Source organism: Massilia sp. UYP34 (assembly GCF_056279385.1).
In genome coordinates this window covers 14845-33120 of record NZ_JBWBRF010000004.1, presented here as the reverse complement: position 1 = coordinate 33120, position 18276 = coordinate 14845, and the positions used below count along the sequence as shown (strand labels likewise).

Here is an 18276-nt window from a genome sequence, read left to right as displayed (position 1 = left end):
TCAACTCACGTCAACTCAGGTCAGGTCAGGTCAGGTCACGCTGCGCAAATAACCGTATCCTGGCCAGCACCTGCCCATGATCCGAGGACTCCGGCAGCGCCAGGTTCAGGTGATCGTTCAGGTACACCACGTCCACCACCTCGCCGATCGCCCCCGGCAGCGCCGGATTGAATTCGGGCGACACCAGGATGTGGTCGATGGTCGAGTGGCGCGTGTCGTGCAGAATCGAGAAGCCGACGTGGCGCTGGTGGTCGAGCCGGCGCTGCACCTGGCTGGCGTCGAACATGCGCTCGGCCACCGGCGTGCCTTCGCCCAGCACGATCTCGGTGGTCACCGAATCGGCCACGTCGTTGAAGTCGCCCAGCACGATGCGCGGCCGGCGGTTGGCGTGCGCCATGTCGGTCAGCAGCACGCGCAGCGCCGTGGCCTCGGTGCCGCGCCGGATCAGCGAACGCAGGCAGGCCAGCGCATACAGGTGCGGGTCGGCGCCGCTGTCGCCCGAACGGTAGTCGGGCCGGCGCGACTTGAGATGGACCACGATCACGTCGATCACCACCCCCGGCGCCGCGATCACGCCCGCATGCAGCGGCGCGCGGGTGAACCGGTCCGGGTCGCGGCTGCCGGGCGGCATCGTGACGTTGTGCGGGAACAGGGGCAGCTGCGATGCGGGCTCGGCCAGCGGCAGGCGCGAGACCAGGGCCACGCTCGGGGTCAGGCGCGGAGCATGCGGGTCGGGGTCGAAGCCGATGTGGTGGGCGTCGCGATAGCGCCGGCTGCGCCGCAGCGCTTCTTTCAGAACGCTCTGCGAAAAGATTTCCTGGAAGCCGATCACGTCGGCATTGATCAGGTCGAGCTGATGCGCAGTCCAGTCGAGCTTGGCCTCGTATTGCGCGGCCGTGAAGGGCGCGAGATTGTCGTACAGGCGGGCGCCGGGCGGGGCCAGGTTGAAAGCATTGAAGGTGGCAAACCGAAGTTCTTCCTGCATAATAGAAACCCCTATTGTTCCTCTTTAGCGTAACACGCATGGCCAAGAAAGAGCACGTCTCCGAGACACCCGCCACCCAATTCCTGCGCAAGCATGCCGTCGCATTTTCCGAGCATCCTTATGAGTACGAAGAACATGGCGGCACCAGGAGCTCGTCCAGCGCGCTCGGCGTGCCCGAACACGACGTGGTCAAGACCCTGGTCATGCAGGACGAGGCGGCCAAGCCGCTCATCGTGCTGATGCATGGCGACTGCAAGGTATCGACCAAGAACCTGGCGCGCGCCATCCCCTGCAAATCGGTCGAGCCATGCAAGCCGGACGTCGCCCAGCGCCACTCGGGGTATCTGGTCGGCGGCACCTCGCCGTTCGGTATCCGCAAGGCGATGCCGGTCTATGTCGAGGAAAGCATCCTGGCGCTCGACAAGATCTACATCAATGGCGGACGCCGCGGCTTCCTGGTCGGCATCGATCCGAAGGTGCTGGTCGACGTGCTGAAGGCGCGCCCCGTGCAGTGCGCGCTGGCGGAGTGACGCGCGGCGTCACTTCCGCCATCGCGATCCGATGGTGTATATTCACGACCGCTTTCCGGTAATGACACCGGCCGGAGCCCACCGAGAGACCAGATGACCACCCTGATTGCCACCATTGCCGCCTATTTGCTCGGCTCGATTTCCTTCGCGGTCGTGATGAGCCGCGCCTTCGGCCTGTCCGACCCGCGCACCTATGGCTCCAAGAACCCCGGCGCCACCAATGTGCTGCGCAGCGGCAGCAAGAAGGCCGCGATCGCCACCCTGGTCGGCGACGCCGCCAAGGGCTGGCTGGCGGTCTGGCTGGCGGTGCGCTTCGGCCCCGACGTCGGCCTGGACGACACCGGCATCGCCCTGGTCGCGATCGCCGTCTTCATCGGCCACCTGTGGCCGGTATTCTTCCGCTTCGTGGGCGGCAAGGGCGTGGCCACCGCGCTGGGCGTCCTGCTCGGCATCAATCCATGGCTCGGCCTGGCGACGCTGGCGACCTGGCTGATCGTCGCCTACGCCTTCCGCTATTCGTCGCTGGCGGCCCTGGTCGCCTCGATCTTCGCGCCGTTCTACTATGGCCTGCTGTTCGGCGTCGATCCGATCCTGTTCGCCGTGTTCGCGATGAGCGCGCTGCTGCTGTGGCGTCACAGCAGCAATATCGGCAACCTGATCGCCGGCAAGGAATCGAAGATCGGCAGCAAGTCGGCCGCGGCGAAAAAAGCGAAATAAGCCGGATTTTTCTCCAGGCGTTACCATTCGTCTCGAACAGCGGCGCATCCGCGCCGCGCCGGACAGAAAGGTGGTAAGCCGTGAGCAAGCAACTCAGGATCGATTTTGTGTCGGACGTCTCGTGCCCATGGTGCGCGATCGGCCTGAAATCGCTGGAACAGGCCCTGTTGAAGGTCGGCGACGACGTGCGCGTCGACCTGCATTTCCAGCCCTTCGAACTGAACCCCGACATGGGTCCGGACGGCCAGGACATCGTCGAGCACGTGACGCAGAAATATGGCGCCACGGCCGAGCAGCAAGCCGCCACCCGCGAGACGATCCGCGCACGCGGCGCCGCCGTCGGGTTTACCTTCGACATGGAGCGGCGCGGCCGCATCTACAACACCTTCGACGCGCACCGCCTGCTGGCCTGGGCCGAGGACGAAGGCAAGCAGCGCCAGCTCAAGACCGCGCTGCTGGAAGCCTATTTCACCCGCTGCGAAGACCCGAGCAACCACGACGTGCTGTTGCGCACGGTCGACAGCGTCGGCCTGGACCATGACACGGCCGAGCGCATCCTCAAGTCCGACGAGTACGCCGACGACGTGCGCACGCGCGAGCAATTCTTCCAGCGCGCCGGCGTCAAGTCGGTGCCGGCGATCATCATCAACCAGCGCCACTTGATTTCCGGCGGCCAGCCGCCGGAAGTGTTCGAGCGGGCGCTGCGCGAGATCCCGGGGCTTGAACTCTACGCCTCCGCGTAGGGTTGGCGGCTATGCCGCCGACGCGGTGATGGTTGGCGGCGGAATCATCCGGCGCGAAAACGGCGCCGATAACAATCACCGCGTCGGCGGCGAAGCCGGCTGCGCGCCCCGGCCAACCCTACGGTGCCCATCGTTCAGCTGAGGTCCAGCACCACCGGCTGATGATCCGACGCCGCCGTCTCCGACTGCACGTCGAGCCCGGTCAGCCGCGGCGCCAGGTCGTCGGTGACGAAGAAATAGTCGTAGCACTCAGGCCGCTCGGGCCACGGGAAACCGTGCAGCCCGGTGGTCGGTGCGCGCGCCATGTCGCCGTGCACCACGCGCCAGGCGTCCACCAGCGGCAGCGCGCCGGCTTCCGGCGCGCCCAGCAGCGCCTGGTAATCCGGCGCATCCGGCGCGAAATTGAAATCGCCGCACAGGATCGCCGAACCGGGACGGAAGCCCAGCTGGAACGGCGCATCGAGGTTCGGATCGGGCTGGAACAGGCGCGAGCGGGCGCAGGCTTCGGCATGCAGTTCGCGGATGCGCGCCACCTGCGCCATGCGCTGCGGCGGCGAATAGTATTCGAGATGGGTGGTCAACAGGCGCAGCTTGCCGGTCGGGGCATCGACCACGGTTTCGAGCAGGCCGCGCGGCATGCCGGCGGGGTGCTCCGGATCGGCCGGCCACGGCAACAGGTGGCGGTGCACCTGCGAGATACGGTATTTCGAGAGGATCAGGTTGCCGAACAGGCGCGGAACGTTGTTCTTGTAGATTTCACTCGGGGCGTGCTCCATCGCGTGGTAGCCGCCGAATGCGCCGCTGAGCTGCTTGAACTGGTTGGCGCTGGCGCTGCCCTCGAGCTCGGGGTGGTTGGCGGCCACCTCCTGCAGGCAGATCACATCGGGGTTCAGCCGGCGCAGCACGTCGATGACCGCATGGATGCGAATTCGCCCGTCCTTGCCACAACCCCAACGAATATTCCAGCTTACTACGCGCATCGTTCACCTCCGTAAATCTTGAGCGACGGATATTGCCACCGTTTGGCGACAGACGGTCACACGGTAGGATCGATGTCAGGCTGGCAAGTTCAATGGCGAATTCAGGCGCCTGGAGCTCGCAAGAGCCCTCCTTGCGCGTAGGGTGGACGGCTTCGCCGTCCACCCTACGCAGCTTCCAGCTCGTCCAGCGGCCAGCGCGGACGCACCGTGAACGCATAATCGCGCTGGGCCAGCGCCGGGTTGCGCTCGAGGCGCATGGCGCCGGCGAAGGCGATCATGGCGCCGTTATCGGTGCAGAATTCCAGCTCCGGGTAGTACACCTTGAACTTGCGTCTGGCGGCGGCCGCATTGAGCGATTCGCGCAATTGCTTGTTGGCGCCGACGCCGCCCGCGATCACGAGGCGCGTCAAGCCCGTGTGCTTCATCGCATTCACGCATTTCGCGGTGAGCACGTCGACGATCGCATCGACGAAGCCGCGCGCGATGTTGGCCTTGTCCTGCTCGCAGATATTGGCGACGACTTTTTCTTCGTGATTCTTGACCACCGTGAGCACGGCGGTCTTGAGGCCCGAGAAGCTGAAATTGAAATCCTTGCTGTGGAGCATAGGGCGCGGCAAGGTATAGGCGTTCGGATCGCCGAATTCGGCCAGGCGAGAAATTGCCGGCCCGCCGGGGTAACCGAGGCCCAGCAGCTTGGCCGATTTGTCGAAGGCTTCGCCGGCCGCGTCGTCCAGGGTCTCGCCCAGCAGCGTATAGCTGCCGACGCCGTCCACCCGCATCAGCTGGGTATGCCCGCCCGATACCAGCAGGGCAAGAAAGGGGAATTCCGGGCGCTCCGACGCCAGCAGCGGCGACAGCAGGTGGCCTTCGAGATGGTGCACGCCGAGCACGGGTTTATCGAGCGCCAGCGCCAGGCTGCAGGCGACCGAGGAGCCGACCAGCAGCGCGCCGGCCAGGCCCGGGCCCTGCGTGTAGGCGATGGCGTCGATGTCCGACGCCGGCAGGTTCGCGCGGGTCAGGACTTCGTCCAGCAGCGGCAGTGCACGCCGGATGTGGTCGCGCGAAGCGAGTTCCGGCACCACGCCGCCATACTCCTCGTGCATGGCGACCTGCGAGTGCAGGGCGTGGGACAGCAGGCCGCGCTCGGTGTCATACAGAGCAAAGCCGGTTTCATCGCAGGAGGATTCAACGCCAAGAACGATCATGGGAGGAGCAGTTTGAATAAGGCAGAACCGTCGATTTTACCGTACGGTTCGTTCTCATTCACGGACGCTGCAATAACTCCTTGTGCGCTTGACGCAACATGCTCTCGGTTTCTTCCCAGCCGATGCAGCCATCGGTCACCGAGCAGCCATAGGTCAGCTGCGACAGGTCGCTGGGGATCGCCTGGCTGCCGCTGACGATATTCGACTCGATCATCACGCCCACCAGCGATTTGTTGCCATGACGGATCTGCTGGATCACGTCCGACATGACGAGTGGCTGCAGTTCGGGCTTCTTGTAGCTGTTCGCATGCGAGCAGTCGACCACCAGGTTGGCCGGCAGCTTGGCCTTGGTCAGCGCCTGTTCGGCAATCGCCACCGACACCGAATCGTAGTTGGGCCGCCCGCCGCCGCCGCGCAGCACCACGTGGCCGTAGGCATTGCCGCTGGTGCGCACGATCGCGACTTTCCCCTCGCCATTGATGCCCAGGAAGGCGTGCGGATTGGCCGAGGACAGTACCGCATTGATCGCGATGCTGACGTCGCCGTCGGTGCCGTTCTTGAAGCCCACCGGGGTGGACAGGCCGGACGACATCTCGCGGTGGGTCTGCGATTCGGTGGTGCGCGCGCCGATCGCGGTCCAGGCGATCAGGTCGCCCAGGTATTGCGGAGAAATCGGATCCAGCGCCTCGGTTGCGGTCGGCAAGCCCAGCTCGCACACGTCGAGCAGGAAGCGGCGCGCGCGTTCCATGCCGACGTCGACGCGGAACGAGTCGTCCATGAACGGATCGTTGATATAGCCCTTCCAGCCGGTAGTGGTGCGCGGCTTCTCGAAATACACGCGCATCACCAGCACCATGGTGTCGCTCACCTCGTCCTGCAGCGCCTTCAGGCGACGCGCATAGTCGAGGCCGGCTTCCGGATCGTGGATCGAGCACGGGCCGACCACGACGAACAGGCGCTTGTCCTGGCGGTCGAGGATATTGCGCAGCGTCTCGCGGCCCCCCATGACGGTCGCATAGGCGCGCTCGCTCAGCGGCAGGGCCGCATGCAGTTCGACCGGCGTGGGCATGCGGGAAAACGAGCTGACGTTGGTGTTTTCGATTTGTGGCGTACTGGTCATTGTGCAGTCTGGAATTCTTCAAGTGGATCGGCCAGTGTAGACGGAAATTGCTGCACGTGCATACGCGATCTCGCAAAAACCACGTGGGCGCCGCTCCCTGCGCCACCCTGTGCTGCAAGCTTGCCCCGTTCCCATGTATCCTCTTGCCATGACTACCGACACGAATCACATCGAGCGCTTTATCGCGGCGCCCTTCATCAAGGAAATCGGCCGCGGCGTCAAGGGCGCGCGCAGCATGACGCGCGCGGATGCGCGCGCGCTCTACGCCGCCATGCTGGAAGGCCGGGTCTCGGACCTGGAACTGGGCGCCATCCTGCTCGCCATGCGCATCAAGGGCGAGTCCGTGGACGAGCTGGCCGGCTTCATGGACGCGGCCGAGGCGTCGTTCGCGCCATTGCCCACGCCACGCGGCGAGTTCGCCCCGGTCGCGATCCCGACCTATAACGGCGCGCGCAAGCTGGCTAATCTGACGCCGCTGCTGGCCCTGCTGCTGGCGCGCGAGGGCGTGCCGACCCTGGTGCACGGCGTGCGCACCGACCCGGGGCGCGTGACCACGGCCGAGATCCTGCACGCGCTGGGCATGCCCGAGGCGACGACCGCCGCCGAGGTGCAGAACGAGTTCGCCCACCTGCGTCCGGCCTTCATGCCGATCGAGCACCTGGCCCCACGGCTGGCCCATATGTTGTCGCTGCGGCGGGTGCTGGGAGTGCGCAATTCGACCCACACCCTGGTCAAGATCCTGCAGCCCTTCGACGGCCCGGCGCTGCGCCTGGTGTCGTACACCCATCCCGAATACCTGGAAACCCTGGGCGGTTTCTTCACGGGCGTGGACAGCGAAAAGGAGAGCGACATGCGGGGCGACGCCTTCCTGATGCGCGGCACCGAGGGAGAGACCGTGGCCCACCCGCACCGCGCCCAGCGCATCGACTGGTTCCATGCCGGCCAGCGCGCGCTGCTGGTCGAGCGCGACGCGCCGACCGACGAATTGTCCGAGGTACCCGATGGCCGTGACGTGGCCACCACCGCGGCCTGGATCGGCGCCGCGCTGCGCGGCGACGTGCCGGTGCCGGCCTCGATCACGACCCAGGTGGCGTATTGCGTGGAAGTGTCGCGCAAGATCCGCGCGCGCAGCCAGTCGCTGGCTTGAGTTTGCCGACCGGGTCGGCCGACCGGGCGGCTGGCTCGGACCCGCCGCTGGCATTACAATGGCGGGTTCGGTAAAGCGCGGGAAGCGGCAGGCATGGCAAAACAATACGATGTGGCAGTGATCGGCGCGGGCGCGGCCGGGATGATGTGCGCGGCCGTGGCGGCGCAGCAGGGCAGGCGCGTGGTGCTGATCGACCACGCCGTCAAACTGGCCGAGAAGATCCGCATCTCGGGAGGCGGCCGCTGCAATTTCACCAATATCAATGCCGGCCCGCAAAATTACCTGTCGCAGAATCCGCATTTCTGCAAGAGCGCGCTGTCGCGCTACACCGCCCACGACTTCCTGGCGCTGGTGAAAAAATACCGCATCGCCCACCACGAAAAGCACAAGGGCCAGTTGTTCTGCAACGATTCGGCCGAGCAGATCATCGCCATGCTGCGCGCCGAGTGCGAGCTGGGCGGCGTGCACTGGCGCATGCCGTGCAAGGTGGCCGGCGTGCACAAGCTGGAAACCGGGTTTTCGCTCGACACCGACGGCGGCGAATTGCTGGTCGACAACGTGGTCATTGCCACCGGCGGCCTGTCGATCCCGAAGATCGGCGCGACCGACCTGGGCTACCGAATCGCGAAACAGTTCGACCTGAACCTGGTGGAGACCCGTCCCGGCCTGGTGCCGCTGACCTTCGACGGCCCCGGCTGGGAGCCGTTCGCGCCGCTGGCCGGCATCGCGCTCGAAGTCGAGGTGAGCACGGGCAGCGCGAAAGGGAAGGGCGCTCTGCGCGGTCACTTCCGCGAAGACTTGCTGTTCACGCACCGCGGCCTGTCCGGCCCGGCGATCCTGCAGATTTCCAGCTACTGGCAGCCGGGCACGCCGATCGTGCTCGACCTGCTGCCCGGGATGGACGTGGCGGACACCCTGATCGGCCTGAAGAAGACCGAGAAAAAGCAGCTGGGCAATGTGCTGGGCCAGTGGCTGCCGGCCCGCCTGGCCGACGGCTTGCTGACAGCCAATGGCTTCGACCCGGCCGCACGCCTGCCCGACATGGCCGATGCGAAACTGCGCAAGCTGGGTGACGCGATCAATCGCTGGTCCATCGTGCCGACCGGCTCGGAAGGGTATCGCAAGGCCGAGGTGACCCTGGGCGGCGTCGACACCAGGGAATTGTCGCAGCAGACCATGATGGCCAATAAAATGCCGGGCTTGTACTTCATCGGCGAGACGGTCGACGTCACCGGCTGGCTGGGCGGCTACAACTTCCAGTGGGCCTGGGCATCGGGCGTCGCGGCAGGCCTGGCGCTTGCCAATTCCTGACGTGTCAATTGCGGCACACCGCAGTTGACGGCGCGATAAACGCTTCCATTGATCGAAAATCGATGCTAGAATTTCGTTCTTATCTAAATCCAACGGTTTGATTTTTACATGACCACTATCCGCCTTAAAGAAAACGAGCCGTTCGAAGTCGCAATGCGTCGCTTCAAACGCACTATCGAAAAAACTGGTCTGCTGACGGAACTGCGCGCACGCGAGTTCTACGAAAAGCCAACCGCAGAGCGCAAGCGCAAGCTGGCCGCCGCCGTGAAGCGCCACTACAAGCGTATCCGCAGCCAGCAACTGCCGAAGAAACTGTACTAATTACAGCGCAGCCGGCCAAGACCCGGTGACGGCCCTGCCTGTCCCGGCGAGTCGCTGATGTCCGCAAACCCGCTTCGGTTTCGCCGCAGCGGGTTTTGTCGTTCTGCCGCGCCACAGGCAGTCTCGTCAGTGGCCAGACCCAGACATATTACCGAATACGGAGATTCCATGAGCTTGAAAGAACAACTGACCGAAGACATGAAAGCGGCAATGCGCGCCAAGGAAACCGGCCGCCTGGCCGCCGTGCGCCTGATCATCGCCGAAGTCAAGCGCAAGGAACTCGACGAGCAGACCGAACTGAACGACACCCAGGTGCAGGCCGTGATCGAAAAGATGATCAAGCAGCGCAAGGATTCGATCACCCAGTTCGAAGCCGGCGGCCGCGCCGACCTGGCCGACATCGAGAAGGCCGAGATGGCCATCCTGTCGACCTATATGCCTGCCGGCCTGTCTGACGAAGAAATCGCCGCCGAAGTCGCCGCCGCCGTGGCCGCCACCGGCGCCAGCGGTCCGCAAGACATGGGCAAGCTGATGGGCGTGCTCAAGCCGAAGCTGGCGGGCCGTGCCGACATGACCGTCGTATCGGGCCTGGTCAAGAAGGCCCTGGCCGGCGCGTGATCGACAAGCCACACGATGTCCCGGCGCGCTACCGTGCGGGGGCATCATCTTGTTGCATATCAATTTGCAGCAAGCGCTGCGGTATAGTCTGACCCTAGACAAACACTGTGTAACGCCAAGTGATTCCGCAAACTTTCATCACCGATTTACTTAACCGTGTCGACATCGTCGACATCGTTGGCCGCTACGTCCAGCTGAAAAAGGGCGGGGCCAACTTCATGGGCCTGTGCCCGTTCCACAACGAAAAATCTCCCAGCTTCACGGTCAGCCCGACCAAGCAGTTCTATCACTGCTTCGGCTGCGGCGCCCACGGCACCGCGATCGGTTTCCTGATCGAGTACTCGGGCATGGGCTTCGTCGACGCCGTCAAGGACCTGGCACAGAACGTGGGCATGATCGTGCCCGACGCCGACGACCGGATCCCGCCGGCCCAGCGCGCCGCCCAGCAGGCGCAGGCACTGGCGCTGACCGATGCGCTGACCCAGGCCTCCAACTTTTATCGCGCCCAGCTGCGCGAGGCGCCGAACGCCATCGCCTACCTCAAGAACCGGGGCCTGACCGGCGAAGTGGCCGCGCGCTTCGGCATGGGCTACGCGCCATCCGGCTGGGACAGCCTGCGCGCAATCTTTCCCGACTACGATGCGCAGGTGCTGGTCGAATCCGGCCTGGTGATCGACAAGGTCGACGAGCAGGGCAATCACCAGCGCCGCTATGACCGCTTCCGCGAGCGCGTGATGTTCCCGATCCGAAATATCAAGGGCCAGGTGATCGGCTTCGGCGGCCGGGTGCTCGACGGAGGCGAACCGAAATACCTGAACTCGCCCGAGACGCCGCTGTTCCAGAAAGGCCTGGAACTGTACGGCCTGTTCGAGGCGCGCCAGGCGATCCGCGATGCCGGCTACGTGCTGGTGACCGAAGGCTATATGGACGTCGTCGCGCTGGCCCAGCTGGGCTTCCCGCAGGCGGTCGCCACGCTCGGCACCGCCTGCACCACGACCCACGTGCAAAAACTGCTGCGCCAGACCGACGACGTGATCTTCAGCTTCGACGGCGACCGCGCCGGGCGCAAGGCGGCGCGGCGCGCGCTGGAAGCCTGCCTGCCCCAGGTGACCGACGACAAGACGATCAAGTTCCTGTTCTTGCCGCAGGAGCACGACCCGGACAGCTTCGTGCGCGAGCGCGGGGCCGAAGCCTTCGAGCAAGAGATCACCGACGCGATGCCGCTGTCGCAATTCCTGCTGCGCGAAGTGACGCAGGAACATGACCTCGACACGCCGGAAGGGCGCGCCCATGCCCAGTTCGAGGCCAAGCCGCTGCTGCAGGCGATGGCGCCGTCGAGCCTGCGCCTGCAGATCGTGCGCGGCCTGGCCGGCATGACCCAATCGACGCCGGCGGAGATCGAAAGCCTGTTCGAGTTGTCCAAGCCGGTGGCGACCGCGCGTCGCGCGTCGCCGCGCCAGGGGCGGCCCGAGCCGGTGGGGCTCGAGCGCAAGATGCTGCGCATCCTGGTCGCGCACCCCCACCTGGCCCTGCTGCTCGACGAGCAGGCGCTGCAAGCCTTCGATTATTTTGGAGAGGAAAGTTCTGACCGCCTGCGCCACCTGATCGAGACCACCCAGGCGCTGGGCGAGCACGGCACTTTCGCGGCCCTGTCCCAGCAGCTCAGGGAAGTGACGAACGAATACGACGCGATGATCGCCGAAATCGCGGCGGAACCAGAAAATGACGTCGATGGCGACCGCATTGTTTTATTGAGTTCTGTGCGGCAGATCAAGATGGATTCGTTAAAACAAGAGCTTAACCAGTTGTTTTCTTCGGGGTTGACCCCAGATCAGGTTAGTGCTCGCTATCGCGAGATTGTTGCTCAGCAGGACCTGCTGGCCCGCGAGGCCGCTGCCGAGATGGCACCCCGATGATCACCCGGCTCCGCCCTGGACGCCCAGGCGGTCGCGACTGGAAAAAGGTGGGGTGCGTGCTATAATAAAACGCTAACTATTGCAACTGTTGAAACGATTTTCGGTTCAATCGGGCGCGGGGTGTTTCAGTTAGCGAGGCCCATGGATTTGTGCCTGCAGGATGATGTAAGGTAACAAAACTTTATTTTTAACCATCGTAAAGTTAGTCGTTGTGACATCGAAAGCGCCTGTGCCAACCAAGAAACCCGAAACCAGAGTGGCTGCGAAAACCACGAGAGCGTCTGCCGCCAAGGCGGACAATTCGCAAGACAAGGCCGAGGTTCGTACGGCGAACTCAGCGCCTGTCAGCCAGACGACCGATGCGGCTACCCTGGCCGCGATCGACACGTCGGGCTATGTCCTGCCTTCCGTCAAGGTGCCGGGACGCCGTGGCCGCAAGCCGAAGGAATTCACCCCCGAGAACGACGAAATCGCCGCGCTGAACGCGGTCGAGCGCGCCGAACTGAAGGCGGCGGACAAGGCCAAGGCCAAGGACCGCAAAGCCAAAGAAAAAGCGCTGCTGAAAGACGCGTTCTCGTCCGATACCGAGGCCAGCGAGGAAGAACTCGAGCTGCGCCGCAACAAGCTCAAGGCCCTGATCAAGTCGGGCAAGGAGCGCGGCTTCCTCACGTATTCCGAGATCAACGACCACCTGCCCGAGAACATCGTCGATCCGGAAGCGATCGAAGGCATCATCGGCACCTTCAACGACATGGGCATCGCCGTGTACGAGCACGCGCCCGATGCCGAGACGCTGCTGCTGTCCGATAATGTTCCTAACGTCACGAGCGACGACGAAGCCGAGGCTGCCGCCGAGGCCGCGCTGTCGACGGTCGACTCCGACTTCGGCCGCACCACCGACCCGGTCCGCATGTACATGCGCGAGATGGGCTCGGTCGAGCTGCTGACGCGCGAAGGCGAGATCGAGATCGCGAAACGCATCGAGGACGGCCTGAAGGACATGATCCAGGCGATCTCCGCCTGCCCGGTGACCATCGCCGAGATCATCGACGCCGCCAACAAGATCGAGCGCGACGAGATCAAGATCGACGAGATCGTCGACGGCATGGTTGACCCGCAAGCAGGCGAAGACACCTCGCCGAGCGCGGTCGCCCCGACCTCGACCGATTCGGACGACGACGAGGAAGACGAAGAGGACGCCGAAGCAGAGGAAGAGGAAGAAGAAGCCTCGACCGGCGGCGGCGCCGCCGCGGGCTACTCGGCCGAGCAGCTCGAAGCGCTCAAGCAGGCCGCCCTCGGCAAGTTCGACGAGATCGGCCAGCAGTTCGACAAGATGCGCAAGGCCTTCGAGAAGGACGGCTACAACTCGAAAGCCTACGTCAAGGCGCAAGAAGCGATCTCGAACGAGCTGCTGGGCATCCGCTTCACGGCCAAGGTGGTCGAGAAGCTGTGCGACACCTTGCGCGGCCAGGTCGACGAAGTGCGCCACATCGAGAAGCAGATCCTCGACGTCGCGGTGAACCGCTGCGGCATGCCCCGCGCCCACTTCATCAAGGTCTTCCCGGGCAATGAAACGAACCTGGAATGGGTCGATGGCGAAGTCAACGCCGGCCACGCCTATAGCGCCATCCTGGGCCGTAATATCCCGACGATCAAGGAACTGCAGCAACGCCTGATCGACCTGCAGGCGCGCGTCGTGCTGCCATTGCCAGACCTGCGCAACATCAACCGTCAAATGGCGGCCGGTGAAATGAAGGCCCGCAAGGCCAAGCGCGAAATGACCGAGGCGAACTTGCGTCTGGTGATTTCGATCGCCAAGAAATACACCAATCGCGGCCTGCAATTCCTCGACCTGATCCAGGAAGGCAATATCGGCCTGATGAAGGCGGTGGACAAGTTCGAATACCGTCGCGGCTATAAATTCTCGACGTATGCGACGTGGTGGATCCGCCAGGCGATCACCCGCTCGATCGCGGACCAGGCGCGCACGATCCGTATTCCGGTGCACATGATCGAAACGATCAACAAGATGAACCGGATCTCGCGCCAGATCCTGCAGGAGACCGGCGCCGAGCCAGACCCGGCGACGCTCGCGATCAAGATGGAAATGCCAGAAGATAAGATTCGCAAGATCATGAAGATTGCGAAGGAGCCGATCTCCATGGAAACGCCGATCGGTGACGACGACGATTCGCATCTGGGCGATTTTATCGAGGACAACAACACCCTGGCGCCGTCGGATGCGGCCCTGCATGCCTCAATGCGCGGCGTGGTGAAGGACGTGCTCGATTCGTTGACCCCGCGCGAAGCCAAGGTGCTGCGCATGCGCTTCGGTATCGAGATGTCGACCGACCACACGCTGGAAGAAGTGGGCAAGCAGTTCGACGTGACGCGCGAGCGGATTCGCCAGATCGAAGCGAAGGCGCTGCGCAAACTCCGTCACCCGTCGCGTTCGGACAAGCTGAAGAGCTTCCTGGAGGGCAGCAGCTGATTCGTCGCGCAGGGTTGATCTGCCAACACCAGAAGTAATCTCATCTCGCCACTTCGCTCATCCGGTGCAATGCCGGAAGCTGGTGGCGAGTTCTATTGTTGCCATGCGTTTTTGCATTCCATGTCCCACCTATGAGATCTGCATGAAATGGTCTGGATCGGTGCATTCCTGCCGTTTCCCGTTCGTACAAGCCGAGCTATGAGCTATAGTCGGCATGACCAGACTACAGACTCTCTCATTCGGCATGAAAAATCTTCGCCTTGTCACGCGCTTCAAATCACCGAACGGAGTAATTGCATCCCTGGCGTTCGCCCTGCTTTCCGCATGCGGTGGTTCGAGCGACGCACCGCCGGCGCTGAATTCGCCCGTAGGTGAACAGCCTCCGCCACCGAAGCCGGAAACACCGATCGCGCCGCGGTTGCTGCTTGTCGCTGGAAATACGGGCGGACCGGGCGCGATCGACGGGCCCGCGCTCTCCGCCCGATTCAGCCTGCCGTCCGGGGTGACGGTTGCCGCTGACGGAACGGTCTATATCGCGGATAGGGCAAACGACACCATCCGAAAAATGTCGGCAGGCGTCGTGACGACGTTGGCCGGCGTCGTCAACGCAGACGGCCACGCCGATGGTCCCGGCAAGACCGCAAAGTTCTCAAATCCCAGTGCAATCGCCGTCGACGCGGCTCAGAATGTGTTCGTGGCGGATATGTTCAATTACGTCATCCGCAAGATCGGTGCGACCGGAGATGTGACGACGCTTGCGGGAACCGTCGGCGTCGCTGGCGATGCCAATGGGCAGGGGGCGGCCGCGCAATTCGGACAGCTGACGGGATTGGTCAGCGATAACGCGGGTAACTTGCACGCGGTAGACAAGCAATTTTCTCGTGAAGGATCGCGCATCAGATTGCGCAAGATTACTCCGGGCGGTGCCGTCACGACGAATTTCACGAATGACACTACCTTTGCCGTACTGGGCGAAGGAATCGCACTGGATGGATCTGGAAATCTCTACGTGGTTGGTGCGGTCGGCAGCGAAACGACGGAAATTGACATCACTCCGGGGCCTCTTCCGACAACCATCACGGTCCGCACGCCAAAACTGTTGCGGATATCGCCCGCCGGAGAGGTGACGACGTTGGGAAGGGTATATCCCGAAGGGACCTATACAGGAATGGCGGTCGATACGGCTGGGAACGTTTATTTTTCGAACGGCACCTATCACACCCTCTATACGTACTCTGCAGCCACGAGGCAAATCAGCGTGTTCGCGGGCTCGCCTGGTCGGGTTGTCTATGACAGCCATGGGTTACCGAGCGTATCGAGCCCAGGCAGCGCCGATGGCGTAGGCCGGGCGGCGCAGTTCAATGGCCCCGCAGGGCTGGCTCTCGACGGTGCGGGCAACCTGTATATCGCCGATGCGGCGAACTACACGATTCGCAAATCGTCTCCGCAGGCCGAAGTCACCACCATCGCCGGCGCCGCCCGCAACCAGGGCGCTGCGGACGGAACGGCGCTGCAAGCGACATTCGGGGCGTACATGAGAGGGAGTACAGTCGACAGCGCCGGCAATATTTATGTCAGCGATAATTACCTGCATACCATTCGGAAAATTACCTCCGGCGGCATGGTCACGACGCTGGCGGGCGCGCCGTCGCAAAGTGGAAGCATGGACGGTGTCGGCGCCGCCGCACGATTCTGGTCCCCGGCAGGCATTGTGGCAGATCCTGCAGGCAATATCTTCGTTGCGGATACCAGTAATAAAGTCATTCGGAAAATAGCTCCGTCAGGTGAGGTGATGACCATCGCGGGTACTGTCGGTGCGATGGGGATCGTCGACGGACCAGGCAGTGTTGCTCAGTTCGAAATACCTGTGGGAATAGCCAGGGATAGCGCGGGTAATCTGTTCGTGACCGATAACGCGGCAATTCGCAAGATCACGCCGGCCGGCGTGGTGTCGACCATTGCAGGTGGGCTGAGACGCGAAGGAATTGATCTACCGGACATCGACGGCGTTGGCGCAGCCGCAACGTTCAGCCAGCCGGTTGCCATTGCCGCCGATGGCGCCGGTAATCTCTATATCGCCGATATTTCCAGCCATACGATCCGCAAGGTTTCACCGGCAGGGCAGGTGGTCACGATCGCGGGAAAGCAGACCGAGGCGGGATATGTCGACGGACCGGGTTCATCGGCACGCTTTACCTATCCCAGCGGTATTGCTGTCGACTCGAAGGGCAATCTGTACGTCAGCGATAGCGGCAACAACGCTGTTCGCAAGATCGCGCCTGACGGAGCCGTTTCCACCGTCATCGTTGTGCCGGGGGTAGTCAGCAGTCTCGCATCCCAGAGCCTGCAGAGCCTTACGCTCGCCGGGGACGACACCTTGTATCTGACCCGGGCCGGCAGTGTGTTCAAAGTCGACCTCGGCGCACGATGATGGAATGCGCGAAACAAGGCCGATCGAGACCGTGTTCATCCCCTTCGAACGGTTGGAGGAACTGTTCGAACCCGACAGGATGGCTGATTGTCCATGAACGCTTGACGTACTCGTAGAAAAAGCAATATGCTCTCGCCACTTCACTCATGCAATGTCGGTGAGCAGGTGGCGAGTTCATTTCCCACCGTTCCAGTTTCTGGGCCTCTAGCTCATGCTTGGTTAGAGCAGCGGACTCATAATCCATTGTCCTAAAGCTAAAAACCGCTGTAAGTGATTGATTTTAAAGAATAAGTAGACTGTAGCAAAAAGACTGAAAAATATTTTGCTACACATAGGCTACAGTACGCTTGTGTTGTAAAAGCGTATTCGTGTTCATGGCCCCTTAGCTCATGCCTGGTTAGAGCAGTCGACTCATAATCGATTGGTGCCCAGTTCGACTCTGGGAGGGGCCACCAAAGACCCTGCAAAGAGCCTGTAGCGCCTTCCAAAGTGTAGGTCGTGGGATTCCGAGTAGGTAGCAGGAAAACGCCCTAGAAGTCCTTAAAATGGCTACTGCCAGGTGACAGAAAAAGCCCTCCATGTGAGGGCTTTTTTGTATGTTCAGTGCGCTAGAATGTTGATAGTAGAGATGGCTACCTAACAACTTCGTACTCTCAACTCTAAACCATACACATGATTTCTTCAAACTACGAAATCCGTCAGCTTCTCGTTAAGTTCATGGCGACAACCATTGAAGCCCGAATTAAAGATGCATCCGTAACAGCCGTATGGAATGATTTGCTGGCTGAAGCAGCTAACACTGTATTAAAGATAGACGAAGAAAATATCTACGATTCAGACTACGAATATGCAACTAGCTTAGATGAGTTAGAGCTAGATTTATTCAAAAAGATTGAAGGCTTCGATGAGAATTTGGAACTTGTAAAACTAATGGCAGCTAAGAGGTGGAGCGCCAAAATGTCAGGCATGGATTTTCTCATTTATAACAACTTCTATGCAGTTACCAACTTTGCAGAAGAGCTTCTTCCACAATTGAGTAGCGCCAATCTTAAGCAGATTCACCACGAACTTCCAGGCTACGTGGAAGGTGATGATGTACTTCGTGATAAATGGAGAGAGTTCTTCCACAATCATCCTGATCTAGCGCCTGAATGGTCGTTTTAAGGTAATTATTTGAAATTTCGTTTGCACGCTGCATACCAACTGATCAGGAATCTGCATGGCAATAAATTAGCCCCACTAATGGGATTTTTTGCGTCTGCAAGTTAGTCAGAATTTACACAACACGACAGCACGTACCGTAAACCGTACGCTCAGCTTGGTTAGACGAGAATCATCTATTTGGATGATGCAGAGATGCAAACTCTGCGTAATACTCAAAGACAACTGCCGTCACCAGGCGAGCAGACCATCTTGACGCACCTAGACCAGGATTGATATGAAAAGAATCACTGTAATGCTTCTCGTCATGGGCGCTCTTAGCGCGTGTTCCGGTCAGCCTTCGGATAGCGAGATGAAGGAAGCGTTGCAAAAAACGGCTGACCAGACTATGGAAGCTATCGTCGGCAAGAACGCAAACCAATCTTCCCGAATTGTGTATAACTCAGTGAAAAGCGCCGGCTGCAAAAGTGATGGTGAGAAGGCTTACCGTTGCGATGTAGAGGTGGAAACTGATTCGATGTTGGGAAAGCAAAAAACAGTCATGCCAGTGCGCTTTGTTAAAACCGGGGACGGATGGATGCCAAGCCAATAATTCAAGTG

The 18276-nt window shown here is 61.8% G+C and carries 16 protein-coding genes and 1 tRNA gene; 13 read left to right on the top strand and 4 right to left on the bottom strand.

Annotated elements, in window-relative coordinates:
* Positions 1 to 25 precede the first annotated feature (25 nt).
* A complete protein-coding gene (locus ACZ9AQ_RS08950; RefSeq protein WP_429203415.1) occupies positions 26 to 985 on the bottom strand; it encodes an endonuclease/exonuclease/phosphatase family protein in 960 nt (319 codons plus the stop codon).
* A 38-nt stretch (positions 986 to 1023) separates the two neighbouring features.
* On the opposite strand from ACZ9AQ_RS08950, the gene ybaK reads away from it, so the two are divergent.
* From ybaK to ACZ9AQ_RS08935, 3 genes are all read left to right on the top strand, one after another.
* Positions 1024 to 1515 carry a Cys-tRNA(Pro) deacylase gene (ybaK, locus tag ACZ9AQ_RS08945; protein WP_429203414.1) on the top strand — a complete coding sequence of 164 codons (492 nt, stop codon included), beginning with the start codon at positions 1024 to 1026 and terminating at the stop codon, positions 1513 to 1515.
* 93 nt (positions 1516 to 1608) lie between these two features.
* Complete coding sequence (gene plsY, locus ACZ9AQ_RS08940) at positions 1609 to 2232, top strand: glycerol-3-phosphate 1-O-acyltransferase PlsY (RefSeq protein WP_429203413.1); 624 nt, start codon at positions 1609 to 1611, stop codon at positions 2230 to 2232.
* A gap of 80 nt (positions 2233 to 2312) precedes the next feature.
* The gene (locus ACZ9AQ_RS08935) at positions 2313 to 2975 is read left to right on the top strand and encodes a DsbA family oxidoreductase (RefSeq protein WP_429203412.1); all 663 of its coding nucleotides are present in this window, start codon (positions 2313 to 2315) and stop codon (positions 2973 to 2975) included.
* 134 nt (positions 2976 to 3109) lie between these two features.
* Here the strand turns inward: ACZ9AQ_RS08935 and ACZ9AQ_RS08930 are convergent, their stop codons facing one another.
* From ACZ9AQ_RS08930 to ACZ9AQ_RS08920, 3 genes are all read right to left on the bottom strand, one after another.
* Positions 3110 to 3955, bottom strand: coding sequence for an endonuclease/exonuclease/phosphatase family protein (locus tag ACZ9AQ_RS08930; RefSeq protein WP_429203411.1), 846 nt, complete (start codon positions 3953 to 3955; stop codon positions 3110 to 3112).
* A gap of 164 nt (positions 3956 to 4119) precedes the next feature.
* A complete protein-coding gene (gene tsaD / locus ACZ9AQ_RS08925) occupies positions 4120 to 5160 on the bottom strand; it encodes a tRNA (adenosine(37)-N6)-threonylcarbamoyltransferase complex transferase subunit TsaD (RefSeq protein ID WP_429203410.1) in 1041 nt (346 codons plus the stop codon).
* A 58-nt stretch (positions 5161 to 5218) separates the two neighbouring features.
* A complete protein-coding gene (locus ACZ9AQ_RS08920; protein WP_429203409.1) occupies positions 5219 to 6280 on the bottom strand; it encodes a 3-deoxy-7-phosphoheptulonate synthase in 1062 nt (353 codons plus the stop codon).
* Positions 6281 to 6428: 148 nt separating this feature from the next.
* Between ACZ9AQ_RS08920 and ybiB the strand changes: the two genes are divergently transcribed.
* From ybiB to ACZ9AQ_RS08870, 10 genes are all read left to right on the top strand, one after another.
* Positions 6429 to 7427, top strand: a complete 999-nt coding sequence (ybiB, locus tag ACZ9AQ_RS08915) for a DNA-binding protein YbiB (protein WP_429203408.1) — start codon at positions 6429 to 6431, stop codon at positions 7425 to 7427.
* Positions 7428 to 7520: 93 nt separating this feature from the next.
* Positions 7521 to 8738 carry a BaiN/RdsA family NAD(P)/FAD-dependent oxidoreductase gene (locus ACZ9AQ_RS08910; RefSeq protein ID WP_429203407.1) on the top strand — a complete coding sequence of 406 codons (1218 nt, stop codon included), beginning with the start codon at positions 7521 to 7523 and terminating at the stop codon, positions 8736 to 8738.
* 108 nt (positions 8739 to 8846) lie between these two features.
* Positions 8847 to 9059 (top strand): 30S ribosomal protein S21, encoded by a 213-nt coding sequence (gene rpsU, locus ACZ9AQ_RS08905; RefSeq protein WP_005665410.1) that lies wholly within the window; start codon positions 8847 to 8849, stop codon positions 9057 to 9059.
* A gap of 168 nt (positions 9060 to 9227) precedes the next feature.
* Positions 9228 to 9677 carry a GatB/YqeY domain-containing protein gene (locus tag ACZ9AQ_RS08900; RefSeq protein ID WP_429203406.1) on the top strand — a complete coding sequence of 150 codons (450 nt, stop codon included), beginning with the start codon at positions 9228 to 9230 and terminating at the stop codon, positions 9675 to 9677.
* Positions 9678 to 9796: 119 nt separating this feature from the next.
* Complete coding sequence (gene dnaG / locus ACZ9AQ_RS08895) at positions 9797 to 11593, top strand: DNA primase (protein ID WP_429203405.1); 1797 nt, start codon at positions 9797 to 9799, stop codon at positions 11591 to 11593.
* A 256-nt stretch (positions 11594 to 11849) separates the two neighbouring features.
* Positions 11850 to 14084 carry an RNA polymerase sigma factor RpoD gene (gene rpoD, locus ACZ9AQ_RS08890; RefSeq protein WP_429203404.1) on the top strand — a complete coding sequence of 745 codons (2235 nt, stop codon included), beginning with the start codon at positions 11850 to 11852 and terminating at the stop codon, positions 14082 to 14084.
* Positions 14085 to 14298: 214 nt separating this feature from the next.
* On the top strand, positions 14299 to 16515 hold the full coding sequence (locus ACZ9AQ_RS08885) for an NHL repeat-containing protein (protein ID WP_429203403.1): 2217 nt from the start codon (positions 14299 to 14301) through the stop codon (positions 16513 to 16515).
* A gap of 376 nt (positions 16516 to 16891) precedes the next feature.
* Positions 16892 to 16970, top strand: a tRNA-Ile gene (locus ACZ9AQ_RS08880).
* Between the two features lie 217 nt (positions 16971 to 17187).
* Positions 17188 to 17679 carry a hypothetical protein gene (locus ACZ9AQ_RS08875; RefSeq protein ID WP_429203402.1) on the top strand — a complete coding sequence of 164 codons (492 nt, stop codon included), beginning with the start codon at positions 17188 to 17190 and terminating at the stop codon, positions 17677 to 17679.
* Between the two features lie 274 nt (positions 17680 to 17953).
* A complete protein-coding gene (locus ACZ9AQ_RS08870; protein ID WP_429203401.1) occupies positions 17954 to 18268 on the top strand; it encodes a hypothetical protein in 315 nt (104 codons plus the stop codon).
* Positions 18269 to 18276: the final 8 nt, after the last annotated feature.

What these genes read in the sequence shown, in the direction of transcription:
- ACZ9AQ_RS08950 (WP_429203415.1), bottom strand. Translation starts at nt 985, where the DNA reads ATGCAGGAAGAACTTCGGTTTGCCACCTTCAATGCTTTCAACCTGGCC.
- ybaK (WP_429203414.1), top strand. Translation starts at nt 1,024, where the DNA reads ATGGCCAAGAAAGAGCACGTCTCCGAGACACCCGCCACCCAATTCCTG.
- plsY (WP_429203413.1), top strand. Translation starts at nt 1,609, where the DNA reads ATGACCACCCTGATTGCCACCATTGCCGCCTATTTGCTCGGCTCGATT.
- ACZ9AQ_RS08930 (WP_429203411.1), bottom strand. Translation starts at nt 3,955, where the DNA reads ATGCGCGTAGTAAGCTGGAATATTCGTTGGGGTTGTGGCAAGGACGGG.
- tsaD (WP_429203410.1), bottom strand. Translation starts at nt 5,160, where the DNA reads ATGATCGTTCTTGGCGTTGAATCCTCCTGCGATGAAACCGGCTTTGCT.
- ACZ9AQ_RS08920 (WP_429203409.1), bottom strand. Translation starts at nt 6,280, where the DNA reads ATGACCAGTACGCCACAAATCGAAAACACCAACGTCAGCTCGTTTTCC.
- ybiB (WP_429203408.1), top strand. Translation starts at nt 6,429, where the DNA reads ATGACTACCGACACGAATCACATCGAGCGCTTTATCGCGGCGCCCTTC.
- ACZ9AQ_RS08910 (WP_429203407.1), top strand. Translation starts at nt 7,521, where the DNA reads ATGGCAAAACAATACGATGTGGCAGTGATCGGCGCGGGCGCGGCCGGG.
- rpsU (WP_005665410.1), top strand. Translation starts at nt 8,847, where the DNA reads ATGACCACTATCCGCCTTAAAGAAAACGAGCCGTTCGAAGTCGCAATG.
- ACZ9AQ_RS08900 (WP_429203406.1), top strand. Translation starts at nt 9,228, where the DNA reads ATGAGCTTGAAAGAACAACTGACCGAAGACATGAAAGCGGCAATGCGC.
- ACZ9AQ_RS08885 (WP_429203403.1), top strand. Translation starts at nt 14,299, where the DNA reads ATGACCAGACTACAGACTCTCTCATTCGGCATGAAAAATCTTCGCCTT.
- ACZ9AQ_RS08875 (WP_429203402.1), top strand. Translation starts at nt 17,188, where the DNA reads ATGATTTCTTCAAACTACGAAATCCGTCAGCTTCTCGTTAAGTTCATG.
- ACZ9AQ_RS08870 (WP_429203401.1), top strand. Translation starts at nt 17,954, where the DNA reads ATGAAAAGAATCACTGTAATGCTTCTCGTCATGGGCGCTCTTAGCGCG.